Here is a 19,910-nt window from a genome sequence, read left to right as displayed (position 1 = left end):
GGACGATAAAGAGAAAGTTTTTAAAAAGTAGAGCAAGCTTAAGATATATCAATCCGGTACGTTGATGTACCAGATAAGGAAAAGTAAGCAAGGGCAGACGGTGGATGCCTTGGCTCTCGGAGGCGAAGAAGGACGTGATAAGCTGCGAAAAGCCCGGGGGAGATGCAAATAATCCCTGATCCCGGGATCTCCGAATGGGGCAACCCGGCAGGTTGAAGACCTGCCATCTCGTTAGAGAAGCGAACGCGGGGAACTGAAACATCTAAGTACCCGTAGGAAGAGAAAACAAAAGTGATTCCGCAAGTAGTGGCGAGCGAACGCGGAACAGCCCAAACCGATGTTGTCTAGGCAATATCGGGGTAGTAGGACCACGCTGTGGCAAGAAATTATCGAAGTAGAACGTTTTGGAAAGAACGGCCAAAGACGGTGACAGCCCGGTATACGAATCGATAACGAAGCCTAGTGGAATCCTGAGTAGCGCGGGACACGAGAAATCCTGTGTGAATCAGCGGGGCCCATCCCGTAAGGCTAAATACTCCCGAGAGACCGATAGCGAACCAGTACTGTGAAGGAAAGGTGAAAAGAACCTCGAACAGAGGAGTGAAATAGACCCTGAACCCGTCTGCCTACAAGCGGTCGGAGCAGCTTCGTGCTGTGACGGCGTGCCTTTTGCATAATGAACCTACGAGTTACTTTCAGTGGCAAGGTTAAGTAATTAAGTTACGGAGCCGAAGCGAAAGCGAGTCTTAATAGGGCGTTATAGTCACTGGGAGTAGACGCGAAACCAAGTGATCTACCCTTGGCCAGGATGAAGGTTGGGTAACACCAACTGGAGGTCCGAATGGGTATACGTTGAAAAGTGTTCCAATGAGCTGAGGGTAGGGGTGAAAGGCTAATCAAACTTGGAGATAGCTCGTACTCCCCGAAATGCATTTAGGTGCAGCCTGTGGTTAGTATAACATGAGGTAGAGCGACTGATTGGATGCGAGGGCTTCACCGCCTATCAAGTCCAGATAAACTCCGAATGCGTGTTATATATTGCCATGGAGTGAGGGCATGGGTGCTAAGGTCCATGTCCGAGAGGAGAAGAATCCAGACCACCTGCTAAGGTCCCCAAATAATAGTTAAGTTGAACTAACGAAGTCAGATTGCAGAGACAGCTAGGATGTTGGCTTGGAAGCAGCCATTCATTTAAAGAGTGCGTAACAGCTCACTAGTCGAGGAGTTTGGCGTGGATAATAATCGGGCATAAAACTATTTACCGAAGCAGTGGATCTCGTAAGAGATGGTAGGGGAGCATTCCGGCGGCGCTGAAGATAGAGGATGACCTTTGTTGGAGCTTCCGGAAAAGCAAATGTAGGTATAAGTAACGATAAAGGAGGTGAGAAACCTCCTCGCCGAAAGACTAAGGTTTCCTGATCAACGTTAATCGGATCAGGGTAAGTCGGGACCTAAGGATAAGCCGAACGGCGAAGCCGATGGAAGAAACGGTTAATATTCCGTTACTACTTTATGGAGTGACGTGGAGACGGAGAAGTGACAGTCCTGCCGGCTGACGGAATAGCCGGTTGAAGGGTGTAGATTAAGATTTCTGTAGGCAAATCCGCAGAGAGAGTCGAACCTGACAGTATGCCGCGTACTTGTACAAGGCAAAATGGATGTAACCATGCTCCCTAGAAAATCCGCTAAACATATTCATGAAGTACCCGTACCACAAACGGACACACGTAGTTGGGTTGAAAATACTGAGGCGCTCGAGTGAGTCACGGTTAAGGAACTAGGCAAAATGGTCCTGTAACTTCGGGATAAAGGACGCCTGCTTCGGCAGGCCGCAGAGAATAGGCCCAGGCGACTGTTTAACAAAAACACATGGCTGTGCGAAATAGTTAACATGAAGTATACAGCCTGACACCTGCCCGGTGCTGGAAGGTTAAGAGGAGATGTCATCGCAAGAGAAGCATTGAATTGAAGCCCCAGTAAACGGCGGCCGTAACTATAACGGTCCTAAGGTAGCGAAATTCCTTGTCGGGTAAGTTCCGACCTGCACGAATGGTGTAACGATCTGGGCACTGTCTCAACCGTGAGCTCGGTGAAATTGTAGTATCGGTGAAGATGCCGATTACCCGCGATGGGACGAAAAGACCCCGTGAACCTTTACTATAGCTTTACATTGAATTTGGGCACTTGATGTGTAGGATAGGTCGGAGGCTAAGAAGCAGGTACGCCAGTATTTGTGGAGCCGTCGTTGAAATACGACCCTTTGATTGTTTGAATTCTAACCCGCAGAAGCGGGGACACTGTATGGTGGGTAGTTTGACTGGGGTGGTCGCCTCCAAAAGCGTAACGGAGGCTTCTAAAGGTACCCTCAGACCGATTGGTAACCGGTCGCAGAGTGTAATGGCATAAGGGTGCTTGACTGGGAGACATACAAGTCGATCAGGTAGGAAACTAGAGCATAGTGATCCGGTGGTTCCGTATGGAAGGGCCATCGCTCAAAGGATAAAAGGTACTCCGGGGATAACAGGCTGATCATTCCCAAGAGCTCATATCGACGGAATGGTTTGGCACCTCGATGTCGGCTCGTCACATCCTGGGGCTGGAGAAGGTCCCAAGGGTTGGGCTGTTCGCCCATTAAAGTGGCACGCGAGCTGGGTTCAGAACGTCGTGAGACAGTTCGGTCTCTATCTATCGTGGGCGTAGGATATTTGAGGGGCTCTGACACTAGTACGAGAGGACCGTGTTGGACGAACCGCTGGTTTACCGGTTGTACCGCCAGGTGCACCGCCGGGTATCTAAGTTCGGATTGGATAAGTGCTGAAAGCATCTAAGTACGAAGCCAGCCTCAAGATAAGATATCCCTGAGGGTCGTTGTAGACTACGACGTTGATAGGCTACAGGTGTAAAGACAGTGATGTCAAAGCCGAGTAGTACTAATTGCCCGAGACTTTTCCTTATTGGAAGGATTGATAGATTTTAAGGCACTGGAAGTTCAGTGTTAGTTCTACTAAAAGAACTCTCTTTATTGTCACAGACATGTAACTTTTAAGTTAAAGAGTAAGAAACTTAAAAACTCAAAAACTTAAAAACTAAAGACCTTAAAAAGATATTAAGGTGGTTATAGCATTGGGGTTCCACCTCTTCCCATTCCGAACAGAGAAGTTAAGCCCAATCACGCCGATGGTACTGCGTAAAAGTGGGAGAGTAGGTAGCCGCCGTTTTAGAAAGCGAAGAGACTCGATTCCGCAAGGAATCGGGTCTCTTTTTCGTTTATAAACTTAGTGTAGTTATTGTAAAAACACTGCGAAGAAATTTTAGAAACACTGCAATGTTTGGTTTGGAACACTGCAGTGTTTCCTTAGAAATATTATTATGATTATTTGCTGGCCTTTAATCCTCGAATTACAGAAGACGTAAAGCCAGATAATTCCATTTCATTAAGACCTTTGATTGTGATACCTCCAGGAGTTGTAACCTTATCAATTTCAGCCTCAGGATTAGTCTTATTTGCTATTAACAAATCAACAGCACCTTTTACTGTATGTGTAACTATTTCCTGTGCTTCTTGCGGATAGAATCCAAGTTCTACTCCTCCTTCAATAGCTGCACGAATATAACGTAATGCAAAAGCAATACCGGATGAAGCAAGAGCTGTCCCAGCGCTCATCAGCCTTTCTTCAATAAGCATAGCGTTACCCAATTCATCAAACATTTTCATTACTGTTTCTGTTTGTTCTTGGGATGCATTATGTGCAGCAACAAAAGTCATACTGCTCATAACGCTTATAGCAGTATTTGGTATTACACGGAATAGGGTTGGATGTACTTTCTTTGTGTTTTTAGGAATAAAAGAAAGTAATTGTTCGAATGAAACGCCTGCTGCAATAGAAATTATTGCCTGCTTACTGAAATCAATAATCGGACAAATTTCAGCCAGTGTACATTCAACTCTCCATGGTTTTACTGCAATAATAATATAGTCTGCTTCTTTAACAGCTTCCCTGTTATCCTGTGTGGTTTGAAAATCAGGATTAACCTTTTTGATTCTTTCAAGGTTTTCGGGTAAAAGATCTGTACATGTAATGTCTGCTGCACTAAGCATTGAGCCTTGTGCCAAACCGCGAACAATGGAACTACCAATGTTTCCGGTACCAATCAGTGTTATTTTCATAAATTAATTGAGTGAAATAATTATACAAAGTATAAGTTTTTAGCAAAAGTAATTACTTTTTCTTTATATTTGCTATCTGAAATAATTAATAGTTAACAAATATATCTTTTAGTATGAAGAAAACAGTTGTTGCAGCATCATTATTGCTGGCTTGTGCTTTTTCAGGTGTTAAGGCACAAAATGCGGACGAGTATGTTTTCACTCCAGTGAAAGAGTTAAAGATTACTCCGGTTAAGAATCAGAACAGAACAGGAACTTGCTGGTGTTTCTCTGGTCTTGGTTTTATTGAATCAGAATTGCTTCGTATGGGCAAAGGTGAATATGATTTGTCTGAAATGTTCATTGTAAGCCAAAACTATAAGGAAAAAGCAGAGAAATATGTTCGTTTGCATGGCTGTCTGAATTTTGCTCAAGGTGGTTCTTTCGATGACGTTCTTGGAGCTATTCGTGATTATGGTGTAGTTCCTGAAGAAGTTATGACAGGACTAAACTATGGAGAAAAGATGCATACTCATGGTGAAATGGAAGCTGCAGCTACAGGTTATCTGAAAGCTATTGTAAGCAATCCTAACCGTAAGCTTTCAACAGCGTGGAAAAAAGGCTTTGATGGTATAATCGATGCTTATCTTGGTGAAACTCCTGAGAAATTTACTTACAAAGGAAAAGAATATACTCCAAAAAGCTTTGCTAATGAATTGGGTATTGATGCAGACAATTATGTCTCTTTGACATCTTATACACATCATCCATTCTATACAGCATTCCCAATTGAAGTTCAGGATAACTGGCGTTGGACAAATTCATACAATCTTCCTATTGATGAATTGATGCAGGTATTTGATAATTCTATCAACAATGGTTACACCGTAGCTTGGGCATCTGACGTAAGTGAAAAAGGCTTTAACCGTAATGGCGTTGCTGTAATGCCGGATATTGAATCTATGGAAAGAAGTGGTTCAGACCAGGATCGTTGGTTAGGCTTGAGTGCATCTGAGAAAAACAAGGAAATCCAGAAAATGATTGAAAAACCTTGTAAAGAAATCGAAGTAACTCAGGAAATGCGTCAGGAAGCATATGACAACTATGAAACTACAGACGACCATGGTATGCTTATTTATGGTATAGCAAAAGACCAGACAGGAAAGAAATTCTATATGGTTAAGAATTCTTGGGGAACTGATAATAAGTACAAAGGAACATGGTATGCTTCTGAAACATTTGTGAAATATAAGACTATGACAATTGTAGTTCACAAAGATGCAATCCCTGCTGCTATTAAAGCTAAATTAGGATTGAAGTAATATTCATTATATATGTATATGAAAAAGAGTTGTCTGATTTATCAGGCAACTCTTTTTAGTATTTTAGGGAATTGATGTGCGAAGATTGCAGTACATATAATAGCTGCTGTTGCATCAGAAAATCCTTCGGCAGCAAATATACCGTTTACTCCCATAAATTTCGGCAGAATCAAAGCTAGAGGAATAAGAAGTATTACTTTGCGAAGTAAAGCAATGAAAACAGAGACTTTGGCTTGTCCTAGTGCTACAAACATATTCTGGCAGGCTCTTTGTAAACCGAATATAGTCATTCCAGAAAGGAATATAGGCATTGATTTTTCTACAGTTTCAATCAGTAAAATATCTTTAGTGAATGCTGATGCTACAATATGAGGGAACAATATCATTAGTATTATCAGTATAAAGTTGAATGAGAACATAAAAGTTACGACAATTCTGAAGCATTCCTTAACTCTGTCATAATTCCCATGTCCATAATTATAACTTGCTACAGGAATAAAACCTTGTGAAAATCCTGCCAAAGGAACACTTACAAATAACATAGCACTTTGCATTACTGTAAGTGAACTGATATATATGTCTCCAAACTCTTTAAGACTACTGTTCAATACAAAACCTACCAGACTTTCGGTGCTTGCCATAATGAAAGGAGAAATACCAAGAGCAAGAATGGACATAATAATCTTTTTATTTAGCTTGATATATTTCTTTTCTAATTTCAACGACGCTTTGTTTGAAGTAAGGAATGACAATATCCATATAGCGCTGAAAGCTTGTGAAATTATTGTTGCCAAAGCAGCTCCTTTTACTCCCAGGTTAAAAACAAAAATAAACAGTGGATCTAGAATTATGTTCAAAAAAGCTCCAATCAGAACAGACATCATAGCTATGGATGGTCTTCCTTGAGTGTTTATGAATGCGTTTAATCCAGTACTAATTTCAACAAATAATGTTCCCAACAGATATATAGAAAGATAGTCAACAGCATAATCAATGGTATTTGCCGATGCTCCGGTGAATAAAAGAATCGGCCTCATAAATATATAAGTGATGAGAGATGTGACTATGGTAAAAAGTATCAGTAGGATAAACCCGTTGCCAAGAATCTTTCCTGCCCTTTTTCTGTCTCCCTGACCTAATGCAATAGCAGCCAGAGGTGAACCTCCGGCTCCAACAATTGCAGAAAATGATGATATAAGTATTATAACTGAGCTGGTAACACCTATACCAGCCAAAGCATTTGTTCCTATATCCGGAATATGACCGATATAAATTCGGTCTATAATGCTATATAAAAGATTGACGAATTGTGCGGCAATTGCCGGCATCGCCATTCTGAAAATCAGAGGCAGCATTTTGTCAGTGCCTAGCCTCTCTTCATAGATATTATTCATGTTTTTTGTTTACAAACTATTTCTTCAGGTCCGGATAACTTATTCTGGTGTGATACATAATCTTCAGTTTGTTGGTGAATACGTCCTTAATTGTTTCAACATCTCTGAACGTCAAAGGAGCATTTTTCAGCAAACCGTCAGCGATTTGGCTGTCGATTATCTTGTCGACCATTTCTCTGATGTTCTCTTCAGAATATTCTTTCAGACTTCTTGAAGTTGCTTCTACAGAGTCCGCCATCATAAGTATTGCAGTTTCTTTTGAGAACGGATTTGGACCAGGATAAGTGAAAAGTTCTTCATTTATTTCTCTGTCAGGATATTTATTTCTGAAAGAATTGTAGAAATATTTAGCTTTGCCTTTACCGTGATGAGTTCGTATGAAATCAATAACAGCTTTAGGCAGAGATGCTTTTTCTGCGATTTTCACACCTTCATTTACATGGCTTATTATAATCTGTGCGCTTTCATCGAATGCCAATTGTGTATGAGGATTGAAATTATTCTGGTTTTCGGTGAAAAATGCAGGATTACTCATCTTTCCTATATCATGATACATCGCCCCTGTACGTACAAGCTGAGCATCAGCTCCGATTCGTGTCGCAGCTTCCGAAGCCAGTATTGAAACCTGAAGAGAGTGCTGGAATGTTCCAGGGCAAGTCTCACTAAGTTTCTTTAGAACAGCGGTATTGATATTTGCCAATTCCACCAGAGTAATACTTGAAACATATCCAAACATCTTTTCAAGCATATATACAAGTACGTATGCAAACATAAGAAGAATGAAATTTATTCCGAAGAATAATATCATCATCCAGTATATTTTCTTTAAATCTCCTTCCTGATATAAAACCATTCCAATATATGTCAGAGTGTATGCCAGATAAATGAAGAAAGCGCTTCGGATAAGTTGTGAACGCTGTGACAACTCACGCAAACTATATGTAACAACCATTCCGGCAATCATCTGTAATACCAGGAACTCATGTGGAAATGGAGCCATTAATGAGCATAGCAAAACTGTTACTATGTGAGTAAACAATGCCGTTCTGGAATCAAAGAACGTGCGTACTACGATAGGAACAATTGCATAAGGAATAATGTAGATGTTGAACAAACTGTAGGTCGTACAAAGTTCTGTCATAATTGCACTGGTAAATATACAGCACAACAGAAACAGTACATTTTTCTTGTCTCTAAGTATATGTGTACGGAAAGACCATAAATACAGCCAGAAACATCCCATAAGTCCGAAAACAAGGATAAACTGGCCGATTATAATAACACTTTGCCTTTGTGTTCCCCCGGACTTGTTTTCATGTATAATCTTCAGTGAACGCAGAACATTGAATGTATGATGATCCACAATTTCTCCTCTGTCCACAATTCTTTCACCCGCTTGCACCATTCCTGTTGAGAGTGGAATACTACTGATTAAGTCTTCTTTTACTTTTTCAGAAGTAGTTTTGTCATAAATAACGTTTTCCTGAAGGAAATTATTAATGTCGCATGATTGTAGTATTTGCTTGTTTAATCGTGCCGGACAATTGTTTATTATATATTCATAAGCCGTCTTGATTGTAAACAAATCGCTAGTGAAAGTTACCGTTGCTATGTTGTTGTCCAACAGGTTGATTTGTTTGTGACCATCGGTTTCAAGCTTTTCGAGTTCCTCAAATGATATTATACCTCTACGATATAATGTATTTAGCTGCGTCTCGATATATTGCATGTATGCAGGAGCAATTTTACGCTGCAGAACTTTGTTATATGTTTCTCTTAAATTATCTATTTGTTGTTTTTGAGTTTCTGAAACTATTTTGTAGTAAGGGTAGAAATGTTTCATTATACTATCTCTTTCCTCTTTCAGTTCAGAATCAGTTTTATATACAGGAAAATCGCTTGGAGCAGTCAGCAATCCATATCTCCAAGGTTTACCTTTGTTGAATTGATAACGGAATTTTCCTTCGCGAGGGAAGAAATAAGCAATCAAAAAAGCTGCTACAATAAAATATATGGCAGGATGTATATTTGAACTTTTCATGTCAGCTGTTTTATTTTCGTTATAAAGCCGAAATTTACATAAAAAAAATGGAAGTGCAAGTTTTTGCTAATATAGTAGGGATTTGTAAATGTTTTTATATGATGATAAGAAAAAAATATCCGGGATTGCAGTAAAAAATCCCGGATATTATAATTAATGTTATATGTTATTTAGAAGTTTGGTCCTTCACCAAAGTTAGGAGCGCCATGATCATACCATACACGTTCTTTATTAAGTGTAGTAGGATCTTGTGTTCCTGTTGTATAACCCTGAGCCTTGAATGCGTCAACTTTGATCTGATACATCTGGTCACTTTCTAGCGGAGTGTTGATAGTCCAGCGACGAGGAATGTTGAAGTTAGCATCATTGTTTGTAAAGTTAACCCAAGGAAGGAGTTTACTGTTACGCATAGGAACTCCAGAACGACGAACCTGAACAAATTGTTCCTGAGGGAAAAGCAAGAAGTGGATATATTGCTGGATATAAACCTTTTCAAGCTGTTCTTTCAAACTTCCGCTCAACTGATAGTCAGCATTGCTCAACACTTTGTCAATTTCTCCATCTTTCAACTGAAGAGTTGCTTCTGTCAATTCAGGATTCTTCAGGTCTTCAACATAAGGCTTGTCGTAGTAAGGAATTTTATTCAAACGAGCCAATTCGTCGTATTCCTGGATAGAGAATGTAATACCTTTTTTCAGATATTCTTCAGCTGTTCCCGGAATATTAGCACCTAAAAGCTTCAACTCAGCCAAATACAGATTCACTTCGGCAGCAGAGAAATGTAAACCATACCATGCATTGTCCTGAATATCCTGTGAAGCAGGAACATTTGGTGCATCTGGGAAAGTGTAATCTTTCTGACCCTGCAACATTTCACGGTTCATACGAGCAAGCGGGTAATACTGCTTAGCACCGATTTTGAAATTGTTGTAGTTGAAATACTGTTTCTGTCCTTCTTCAGTATTTACAGCTTCTGTACTAACAGGAGCACCAAAGTAGCGTACCCATGGTTCACCTTTTCCAGCCCATTTAACGAACTTACCGTTTTCGATAACAGCTACTTCTTTGATGTACTTAGGAAGTTCAACTTTGTTGTCGATAAATGCCTGAACTACTCTGCTGTTGAAATCGTTTTTCTGGAAAACGAATCTTACACGCGGGTCTTCGTGGTTAACAAGGAAGTTAATCAATACGTCTGAACCGATACCGCGTCCCTGTCCGTCAAATACATCATCACCCCAGTGATATTCCTGAGCTCCTTTGCAATAGAAGAAATCTTCAGCAAGATTGTCGATAACACCTGCCGGGCTCTTCATTACCTCTTCTGCAATGCTCAAAGCCTTTGCCTTGTTTACGTGAAGCAGACGAACTGCAATTTTCAGCTTAAGAGAATTGGCAAATTTCATCCATTTTGAAACATCGCCCTGATAAACAAAATCCTGAGCTTCAAGTTTAACCTGGTTTGGCAAATTTGAACCAAGAACGGTAATTGTTTCATCCAACTGTTCAAGCCAGATATTGAACAATTCTTCCTGTGTCTCATATTTTGGAGTAAGAAGCATTTCATGTAATCCTTTAGCTGCTTCACTGTAAGCTAATGAACCATACATGTCAGAACCGAAAATACCAAGGTAAACCAAAAGAGGATTACACATAACTCGTATATTTTCATAAGTTGCAGCTTCTTCTTCACTCATCTGTGATAGAACATACAGAATTTCTTCTGTATATAGTTTTACATTAATAACTTGTCTTTCGCTTCCTTCAAATTCATTCATAAGATTTAAGCTCGACAAGTTTCCTGTTTCGCTACTTAGCACAGCCTGAGACCATGGCATCATATAAGCCATATTGTTGTAGAACCACTGCTGGTATTTTGATGGTTCAAATTCGGCCAAAGCTTTTGTAAACAAATATCTGACATCTGCTTTTGTAACTGCAGACGGATTCGTATTTGTCTTGGCAAATTCGTCCTGGCAACCAGGAGCAGCTATCAAGGCTGCACCCAACATGGCTGCTGTAATATATGATTTATAATTCATAATTAACTCTTTACGTGTTGTTTGTTTAGAAATCCAAATTCAATGTAAGCATATAGCTTGATGTGATAGGAGAGTTTGCTCTCTCACGGAATTCTGCGGCATTGTTACCGCGGATACCTTCCGGATTAAGATTATTAGGCAGTGAATTATACAGATAACCTAAGTTTCTTCCGGTGAAAGATACTGTTATACCTTTTGCTCCAATCTTTGAAACAAGATTCTTAGGCAAGCGGTATGCTAAAGTAATTTCACGCAAAGCTATATAACTCAAGTCGTTCACCCAATAGTCGTTTACAGTACCTGTTCCCCAAGAGTTAGACCAATAGTGGTATGTTGAAGCATGAACAGGTTCAACATATCCAGCCTTAACAGCATCAGCAAAGCTCATACCACTCAAATCACGAACCTTACCGTCAACACATGTAACTTTTGTTCCTTCTTCGAATACACCTTCAGGAATAACACCATCGCTGAAAGTCTGTCCTTTTGAGTCAGCATACTGCGAAGTCCAAGTTATACCGCCGTGTTCAGCATCACGATAATCCAATGATGCTTCAGTATATCCGTATGCCTGTCCGTATCTGTTTGAATAAGAAGCAATCTTACCACCGACGCGGGCATCCAATGCTACTCTTAATGACAAATCTTTCCAAGTGATTCCTGTTGAAACTGAAGCCATGAAGTCTGGCACCATGCTGCCAACCACTTCTGCAGTTCCACTTCTCTGAGCATAAGCTGCACGGAAATCATCACGCCATGTCAATACAGTTTCGCCTTTTTCATTCTTCTTAGGCATTGCGTCAGACATCAACAAACCATATGAACCACCAACCATAGCTACGGAACCAATACGGTAGTTACCATAAGCAACATCTCCCTGCAATGGAATATAGTTCGCTACGTTAGGATGCAATTCAACGATTTTATTTGTATTCTTTGTGAATGTGAAATCCAATGTCCATTCCCAGTCTTTGTTTTGGAAAGGAACTGTATTCAAAGCAATTTCAACACCTGAGTTCTGGATATTACCAGCATTAATCAACTGCTTGCTCATACCAGATTCATAAGGAACGTCGATTGTCATAATCTGGTCAGTCGTATTTTCCTTATAATATGTAGCATCCAAGCACAATCTGCTGTTGAAAGTTCTCAAGTCCAAACCGATTTCCCATGAATTCTTACGTTCCGGTTTAAGATCAGGACTGAAAATTTTCTTCATAGCGTCATCTTCCCATCCGTTTGTGAAGATATTGTTTCCGCTTGGCTGAAGCAATGATTTCAACTGATAATATGAGTAGATTGAATATGCCGAAGCATCATTACCTACTTGAGCCCAAGAAGCACGCAATTTGGCAAGATTGATCCAGCTTGGCATATCATCACGGAAAATTTCGTTGAACAGGATAGAACCACCAATTGACGGGTAGAAGTATGAATAGTTACCAGAACCATCTGTATAAATCAAACCAGACGACCAATCGTTACGTCCTGTAATATCCAAGAACAACTGATTTTTCCATGACAAGTTAACTGCAGCAACAGCAGAAAGCATACGTTTTGTGTCAAGGATTTTAGCCTCAGTTTTGTATATATTCTTAGAGTTTTCGATGAAATATTGTCCAGGAACAACCAAACCTCCATCTGTTTTTGAAAGCTGGTTCATACTTCCTGTTGTATAGTATTCACCACGGGCAAAACCTCCGATATGGAAATCATTAAAATCTTTGTTGAATGTGAATGTACCTGCAAAAGTAGTCTGTTTGGTTTCTTTTTTACCCATTTCGTAGAAACCACCTTCGTTTGCATAGCCTTCACCAAGCTGTTTGTCTTCCCATGATGTGAAATAATAGTTCATATTTCCTTCAGCACGGAAAGAAACCCAATCTGTCATTTTTACGTTGATTTCGACAGTTGGTCTGAATACAGTTTCCTTGCGTGTATAGTCATTGTTGTCAATCTGGAACCACAATTCTTTACCCGGAACAGGACCGTATTTATCTCCGAAGTCAGAGCTTGCGATACCATTATTATGGTCGCCAAGATATTTGTTACGGAAATATTTTGTGTCATACATTGTTGTATATGTTCCTGTAGCAAAGCTTTCACCGATATTACGCAAAGCATTTTTCGGAGTTGAGTTTGCGAAGTTTACAGAAGCATTGATGTCAACACGGTCACTGATTTTGTGTGAACCTTTCAAAAGGAAAGAATAACGTTCGAAATCATTGTGCTCAACAATACCACGAGCCTTTTTGTATGAGATAGAAGAATAGAATGTAGTCTTTTCGCTACCACCTCTTACAGAAACGTTTGTATTTGAGTTTAAGCCCAACTGATAAGCATCACTCATATTACTTTCTACAGGAGAATATGAAGTGATAGTTCCGTCGTAGTTCTCTATATCACGGCCGTCATATTTCGGACCCCACAAACGTGATGTTTGTCCGATCAATGTTGGAACACCATTTGTGTTAAGGAAGAACTGACCTGTATTATCCCAGATATTATATTTTCCGTCAGCTCTGGTTTCGCCATAGAACACGTTACCTGAATAGTTACCCGGACCATAAACCATCTGTCTCTGCATACCGCCATGTGCATGGTCAATTCCGAATGTCTGTGACACAGACACACCGAAACCAGTTGCATTCTTACCGCTCTTAGTTGTGATAACAACGGCACCGTTCAAACCTCTTGAACCATACAATGCAGTTGCTGCAGCACCTTTCAGAACTGATACAGTTTCGAAATCATCAGGGTTCAAGTTCTTTAGCATGTTACCATAGTCCTGAGGGTTACTGTCATAGTCAGATGATTTATCACCTGATAAATCGTTTGACAGAATTACACCATCGACAACATAAATTGGCTGATTGTTTCCTGCAAGCGTAGAAGCACCACGAATCTGGATTTTTGTAGCACCGAACATACCACCGTCAGAACCTGCAATTTCAACACCTGCCACTTTTCCCTGAAGTGATGAAATAGGGTTGATTGCATTTGTCTTTAAGTCTTCGCCTTTCAGCTCTGTTACGGCATAACCTAGTGCTTTTTCAGTACGTTTCATACCCAATGCTGTTACAACAACTTCATCAAGCTGTTCAGCATCTTCCACCATAGTTACATTAATTGAAGCTTGACCGGTATATTCAATTTCCTGAGTTGAGTAACCAATATAAGATATCTGGATGATATCTCCTTTCTTTACTCCTTCCAATGTGAAATTACCATCAAAATCTGTAATGTTTCCATTGGTCGTTCCTTTCACAACTACAGAAGCTCCAATTACAGGACCTAATTTGTCAACTACATTACCTGATACTTTTCCTTCTTGTTGTACCAAATCTACATTTGGACGATTTGGCGTTACTTCCGCATAAATATTACCCGCAACGCTTAAAGCTGTCGCAACAAAGAGTAAACTTATGGGTTTAGTTTTAACTCTACCTCAAATCCGCAACTACGCGCCTATATGATACAGAAGCGAAAATAATCTGCATCGTTAGTAAAAAGGGGGCACAGTGCATCGAATGTCACCATAAAGACATATAAACGCCCCTTACCCCACCATGCGACTTGAGGCAATACGCAAAGTCACGACCATAAGTTGTCGGTGTTATCCAAAGTCATTCTGGAACACATCAGCATAAGCGTTGTTGCATGAATAGATATTCAGCACATACTGCCTTGATGTCCTGCCCCATTTGGCTGGCACAGAGATGAACTTGAAGACAAACGCCTTGATGCGGCTTGTTGCTTTGAGTCCGAACCTCTTCACGTCAAGCCTCGCCATGATGAATTTATAGAAGTTGCGTATGAGTGCCGTAAGCAGAAGAAACACCGTGTTTTCTCCCATGAAGGATTTTGGAAGCCTGTTCCAGCCGAATCCGTTATTCATTTCATCGAAGATGCGTTCCTTCCCTCCACGGAGGTTATAGAATTTGACAATCTCTTTCTCGGAAGACTCGTAGTCATTTGTAAGGATGCAGCGGTAGGTGTATTCGCCTTCCCACAGGTCAATCTCACCGTCAATTCGCTTCTGCCTTTGGATTACAAGACGGTATGCCCTCCCTTTCCATTTCTCAACAAGAATGGAGTTCAGTTCAAACTCAATGCCGCCCAGTTCCTCTCTCTTCCACCCTCTGAGTGCAAAGATGTCATCGTAGAGCGAACCGCAGCGGTTGGCGCGGATATAGAAAGTCATGCAATGCTTTCCGACCTCTTCCACAATTTCCTCTGAGCAGGATCCGCAATCTGCCCTGAAACGATTGACTGTCAATCCTTTCTGTTCAATCCTCTCAAAGAATCTCCTCAACGTGTCCTTCTGGTGGAAACGAACGTTAGTGTTGCCGTCGCTGTTCTCTATGCCGACAATCATGTCGCCAATGACAGCCACACCTGGACGGTACCCGAGAAACTTCTTGTATGTGGGTTTCGCATCAAACTTCTCAGCCTCTATGAACTGGTGGTCGAAGTCAACGTCATACCCCTCGCCCTCTTTCAGCTGCCCTGTGGACAATAGGCAATTGAGGAGCAGTGTATTCAGCATGTCTGCCGTGTTGAAGTCGTAGGTCTTGCCAGTGTCGGATGTGTAGGAAATGTTATCCTGGGTCAGTTCCTTTATGGCTCTGAGAATCGTGTCGGCACTGCATGTGCGAAATGTCGGATGAAGCGAGAGGTGGTACATCAGATGAGTGGTGACATCCTCTATGCATGAGCCGCCACAGAAATAAACGCTCATAAGCGAACGGATGATTTCGCTGTATTGATAACCATACAGCCTACATCTCATACCGAGGGTTGAGTCGATTACAGATGAGAGATTGGAGTCAAATTGCTCCATTATTGAAAAAATTCCTCCAAAAGGAGAGAGTTTCTCAGATTTTATTGCTACCTTTGCCATGTCTGTCGGGTTTGATACATATTTTGATTTGCAACACTAAGATAGGTGAAAAATCTGACATGGCAAAATCCTGAGCAACTTTTTGTTGCTCAGGTACTTATAAAATAAGTTAAACTAAAATGCTGCGGAATTTAGGATATCTTGAAGAAGAACGTAATGAACAAATTAGAAAAGAAAATGAGAGACGATTCCAACAAGAGCAACAAAGGATAAACAATCAACGTCTTCATGAGATTAATGAACGTAATCGCATTGCTTTAGAACGGGAAAATGCGAGGAGAAGAGCAGAGGAAAAAAGAAAAGCGGAACAAAAGCGAAAAGAAACCAGTCGCACAAACACAAATGTTCCTCCGTCGCAACCGAAGAATAATCGTTGGTCAATAGGCTCTAATCCAACTCTTCTTCCACGAGCAACCTCATCAAAAACAGCAACTACAAAAACAAACTCATCTAATAAAACCGATGGAAAAGAGGGAAAGTAAGTAATCTTATTGCAAAATGAATTGTATATGCAGTCAATCGCCAGTCGGTTGGCTGCATTTTTTCTGTGTGCAAGGATGGTCTATTCGCCACCGATGGAGGGGCGGTTAGCACCGCTCGCCTCCAGATAGTCGTTTACTGCGTCACGCATGGTGAACTCTCTCATGCCTGTCTTTGCCCAGTAGATAAGGGCATCAACAGCGGCTTTTCTTGCCTTGCTGTATTCGTTGTCTGTCATGATTCTGATGTTTTGAGTTTTCTAAAAAAGTGTGATGCATATCCAAATGGTGATTTCAACAAAGATGATAGACCAACTTAGGAAAGCCAAGCCGAACATCCAGGCATAGGTGCTACCGTTGAAGTATGCACCCTCCTCGATATTGCGGATTCGTTTAAGCTCTTTCTGCTGGTGAGTGAACAGGTCGTTTATCCGCTTCTCATGCTCGTCAAGGGCTTGCTTGAAAGCAGAAATGGCGGTGTTGTTCCGCTTATCCAACTGGGCAACTCCTTCATCGTTGATGCCGACTTTGAGGTTGCTCTGCTCTGCCTTGACTATGGCATGGCATATACTATCCACGATGTTGTCCGTGCTCCTGTGGGCAGCCATAAGTGCCACTTTCGTTGATTCCAACCTCCGATAGGCATTGCCCAGTTCCTCCTTTGCCTCATAGAGTGCTTTCTTGGCTGATTCAATCTCTTTCAGGGTCACTTTGATTTCTTCCTTGCCACTCTCGATGTTCTCGTCCTCCTGCATCTGATTGTACAGGTTAAGCACATCCTGTGTGGCATCTTTCTTGTTTCTTCCCATACCGTTCTTGTTTGAAAAGTTATCGTTTCATGCCTCTCTTTATCGGCTTGCAGAGTGTGTTTGCTTGCATTGCGCAACGTCTTGCCCATTCACGGTCATCATCGTCCTTATCACGTCCCCAGCCACTGCCAGGACTGCCACCGCCACCACATGACTCAGACATCGATGTGGCAGCATCAAGGTAGTTCATGAAGAGCAGCATGGCTACATTCAGAATGTCAGTGTGGCTTGCGGATCCATTCTCGGGAACTTCGATACAACTGTTCATCGTGTCGTAAGCAGTTCTCGGCATGACTATGCTGAAACGCTCACCATCGACTTCAATAATCTTTCTCAATCCGGCAGGAAGGTCAGGTTTGGCAACATTGCTTGTACGAGACAGACCACCTTGCGATGCCGTATTTCTGCTGTCCAATGTGGTAGCGTTTGAAACAGAAGGAGAAGGTCTTTGACCAACTGCAACAGGTGTTGGCTGAGGGTGCAGCTTGCGGAAGGTATTCCCGATTTTCGATGCGGTGAGATTCCTTCCTACACCCAGTTCGGAAGCCTTGATGGTAGTTTTTCCGAACTTGAAGCGGTAGCCATGCACCCTGCCTTGACCATTCTTGTCACGGATAAGCTCGATGTCATATCCCTTTGCCCTCAATCGGTCGGCATATTCATCCCAATCAAAGAACGGCATTGAACGCAGCACATCCATACAGGCTTTGGTCACCTCTGCAATGCGTTCCTGACGAATATCCATGGCATCCTTCCAACCATGACGCTGATTGATGGCTTTCGCAGCCATCACGGCACGCTCACCGATGAACTTCACATCATTGAGATTACCGTCCATGTCGATGCGGTTCACCACCAGATGCAGGTGGGGAATGCCACTCTTGGAGTCACGGTGAAGGGCGGCAAAATATTGGGAGTTGGCTATGTTGGTCGGCTTGACCGAAGTTGCAGCCTTGCCTTTCTTCTTGCCGATGTGGTTCACCTTGGAGATACCATCCATCTCACGAATGAACTCGTCAAGGAATCTTCTCCAGTCCTCCATAGTCCAGTTACGTGCCTCCTCCTCAGATGGGGAAAGCTCAAAGCGGATGGACGTCAGTTCGATGGGCTTCTTGGCATACCTCTGCTTGAACATGGACTGATGCAGCACCATCTCGTCCCACATGCCCATCGGCGGCAGACCCTCGCTGAGATGGTTGGTCTTGACGATGTCCGCGCGATTGTTTTTGGTTGCGTAATTGGTCATTGCCTGACCATGCTGAATTGCTGACGCTTTTGCTATCATAACATATCCAAGAATTTGTCTCTAATGCGGCTCAATTCCTCTATCAGGGTGTTGATGCCTTGAAGCCAACGTTCCATGAAGTCGGCTCTCTTGAAGAGTTTTAGTCTCTCGGTCTGTGGCAGGGCATGAAGCGCATTGCGCACATAAACCAGTTCAGACCTTGCCCCGATTAAGCCCTTCAAGGCTTCCTCCTGCTCTGCGGTCATGGGTAGGGATGGCTTGTGTCCGATGCCTAAGTCATGAAGATATGTGCTCTTGCTCCTGCCTGACAGTCGGGCATTATGTACTACCAAGTCGTAGTGTTCTTCTGTGAAACGAACGTCAATGTGTCTGGTCTTCGGAGGTCTCTTCCTTGAGGTTTTCTCCGTGTTGTTATTCTTGTCTTTTGTCATTGTAGATGGGGTTTATAAAGTTTATACTTGATATAACAGGACAGCCAATGTGAGCCTGCGAACATTCAAGAATGCCAGTAGGAAGCGGTGGGCGAAGCGAAACCGTCTGACACTGGTACTTCTTGTTTAGACCTCCGAAAAAAAACTACGGCTAATAGAGGTAGCGGCTTCTGGATAGCTTGCCTGTCGGGAACGTCAATAGTCGAAATAAGGGAAAAGTAGAGATGACATCATGAGTGACTTGGGGTGATATGCGCGCCATGTCTCTCCGTGTGATCCTCGCATCGTCCTTCATGGGGCGGTGGCTGCAAGAGGTTGCCCTCGTCATCATAGACAGGAGACGGCAGCAACTCAATGGGTGATGCCCCTTCTCCTTGATTGCAGTCATCTTCTGACGGCTGTCCAACCTCATACTCAAAATGGTCATCACCTTCCTTTTCCCTTTGTTTGAAGTCTTGTGGTATCGGAGAAGGATCTGAAAGTCCATCCCCGATAACATGAGAATTAACGAAAGGGGAAGAGGTATTATAAGAGGCAGGAACATGGGGCTGCAGAATGTCAGTAGTGGCAGGATTGACGCTGCTGTCTTTCTGCTGACCTATGCCATTGGAAAGATTGCCTTCCGAAGAGCAAGCGGTATCGGATGGGACATTGGACACCGATTCCTCTTGGGTGGCGGAAGTCACGGATTGACGGTTGTAGAAGGGGTTCTTGATGGCTTCCTTGATGCCGTCAACGTACCAGAAGGCGATGCATAGTATCGTATGTATGGAGGTGCGGTTGTTCCTCTCGGTTGAGAGGATGCCCACCTGATTGAACAGTTCCACCACCTTTGCCGCTGTCTTGCGGTCACACTTCCAAAGGGCAGACAGCTCAACGGTAGAGATGGCAAACTGCCCGATGGAGAGAGAAGCGGAGAAGCCTGTCTTCAGATAAACACTTGGCTTGGTGGATGCCATTGATACAAAAGTGCCGAAGGCGGTCATGCGGTGGAAGCCCTGCCTGTCATCCTTCAAGAAATCGAGCTGTTCCTTGGTCAGCAGGATTCCGTATTTTATGCTTTGGTTACTCATCTTGAAAAACTGATTATTAGTGA

At 42.2% G+C, this 19,910-nt stretch carries 13 protein-coding genes and 2 rRNA genes; 4 read left to right on the top strand and 11 right to left on the bottom strand.

Annotated elements, in window-relative coordinates:
* The first annotated feature begins 77 nt into the window (after positions 1-77).
* A 23S ribosomal RNA gene (locus ACYIAR_RS05900) occupies positions 78-2,953 on the top strand.
* A 154-nt stretch (positions 2,954-3,107) separates the two neighbouring features.
* Positions 3,108-3,218 (top strand): 5S ribosomal RNA (gene rrf, locus ACYIAR_RS05895).
* A gap of 155 nt (positions 3,219-3,373) precedes the next feature.
* Here rrf and ACYIAR_RS05890 read toward each other — a convergent pair.
* Positions 3,374-4,168: a pyrroline-5-carboxylate reductase family protein gene (locus ACYIAR_RS05890; RefSeq protein ID WP_480332695.1), complete on the bottom strand. Its 795-nt coding sequence runs from the start codon at positions 4,166-4,168 to the stop codon at positions 3,374-3,376.
* Between the two features lie 113 nt (positions 4,169-4,281).
* Between ACYIAR_RS05890 and ACYIAR_RS05885 the strand changes: the two genes are divergently transcribed.
* Positions 4,282-5,469 carry a C1 family peptidase gene (locus ACYIAR_RS05885; RefSeq protein WP_480332692.1) on the top strand — a complete coding sequence of 396 codons (1,188 nt, stop codon included), beginning with the start codon at positions 4,282-4,284 and terminating at the stop codon, positions 5,467-5,469.
* Between the two features lie 41 nt (positions 5,470-5,510).
* Here ACYIAR_RS05885 and ACYIAR_RS05880 read toward each other — a convergent pair whose 3' ends face one another.
* From ACYIAR_RS05880 to ACYIAR_RS05860, 5 genes are all read right to left on the bottom strand, one after another.
* On the bottom strand, positions 5,511-6,863 hold the full coding sequence (locus ACYIAR_RS05880; protein WP_480332688.1) for an MATE family efflux transporter: 1,353 nt from the start codon (positions 6,861-6,863) through the stop codon (positions 5,511-5,513).
* A 16-nt stretch (positions 6,864-6,879) separates the two neighbouring features.
* Positions 6,880-8,904: an HD family phosphohydrolase gene (locus ACYIAR_RS05875; RefSeq protein WP_480332686.1), complete on the bottom strand. Its 2,025-nt coding sequence runs from the start codon at positions 8,902-8,904 to the stop codon at positions 6,880-6,882.
* A gap of 170 nt (positions 8,905-9,074) precedes the next feature.
* Entirely contained in the window at positions 9,075-10,946 is a 1,872-nt protein-coding gene (locus tag ACYIAR_RS05870) for a SusD/RagB family nutrient-binding outer membrane lipoprotein (protein WP_480332684.1), read from the bottom strand.
* Positions 10,947-10,971: 25 nt separating this feature from the next.
* Positions 10,972-14,328 (bottom strand): SusC/RagA family TonB-linked outer membrane protein, encoded by a 3,357-nt coding sequence (locus ACYIAR_RS05865; protein WP_480333564.1) that lies wholly within the window; start codon positions 14,326-14,328, stop codon positions 10,972-10,974.
* Between the two features lie 234 nt (positions 14,329-14,562).
* Positions 14,563-15,849 carry an IS1380 family transposase gene (locus ACYIAR_RS05860; protein ID WP_048318236.1) on the bottom strand — a complete coding sequence of 429 codons (1,287 nt, stop codon included), beginning with the start codon at positions 15,847-15,849 and terminating at the stop codon, positions 14,563-14,565.
* A 119-nt stretch (positions 15,850-15,968) separates the two neighbouring features.
* Here ACYIAR_RS05860 and ACYIAR_RS05855 point away from each other — a divergent pair, with 119 nt between their 5' ends.
* Positions 15,969-16,331, top strand: coding sequence for a hypothetical protein (locus ACYIAR_RS05855; protein ID WP_053078087.1), 363 nt, complete (start codon positions 15,969-15,971; stop codon positions 16,329-16,331).
* 80 nt (positions 16,332-16,411) lie between these two features.
* Here the strand turns inward: ACYIAR_RS05855 and ACYIAR_RS05850 are convergent, their stop codons facing one another.
* The 5 genes from ACYIAR_RS05850 to ACYIAR_RS05830 form a co-directional block, all read right to left on the bottom strand.
* A complete protein-coding gene (locus tag ACYIAR_RS05850) occupies positions 16,412-16,567 on the bottom strand; it encodes a hypothetical protein (protein WP_153093198.1) in 156 nt (51 codons plus the stop codon).
* Positions 16,568-16,588: 21 nt separating this feature from the next.
* Entirely contained in the window at positions 16,589-17,137 is a 549-nt protein-coding gene (locus ACYIAR_RS05845) for a hypothetical protein (RefSeq protein WP_048317548.1), read from the bottom strand.
* Positions 17,138-17,156: 19 nt separating this feature from the next.
* Positions 17,157-18,179, bottom strand: a complete 1,023-nt coding sequence (locus tag ACYIAR_RS05840) for a relaxase/mobilization nuclease domain-containing protein (protein ID WP_480331621.1) — start codon at positions 18,177-18,179, stop codon at positions 17,157-17,159.
* 239 nt (positions 18,180-18,418) lie between these two features.
* Complete coding sequence (locus ACYIAR_RS05835; RefSeq protein ID WP_048317552.1) at positions 18,419-18,814, bottom strand: plasmid mobilization protein; 396 nt, start codon at positions 18,812-18,814, stop codon at positions 18,419-18,421.
* A 230-nt stretch (positions 18,815-19,044) separates the two neighbouring features.
* Positions 19,045-19,887, bottom strand: a complete 843-nt coding sequence (locus ACYIAR_RS05830) for a hypothetical protein (RefSeq protein ID WP_048317554.1) — start codon at positions 19,885-19,887, stop codon at positions 19,045-19,047.
* Between the last annotated feature and the right edge of the window lie 23 nt (positions 19,888-19,910).

The sequence above is a fragment of the Parabacteroides sp. KHUB-01 genome, assembly GCF_056640935.1.
The sequence above is the reverse complement of the archived record's forward strand: the minus strand, read 5'-3'. Positions and strand labels throughout refer to the sequence as shown.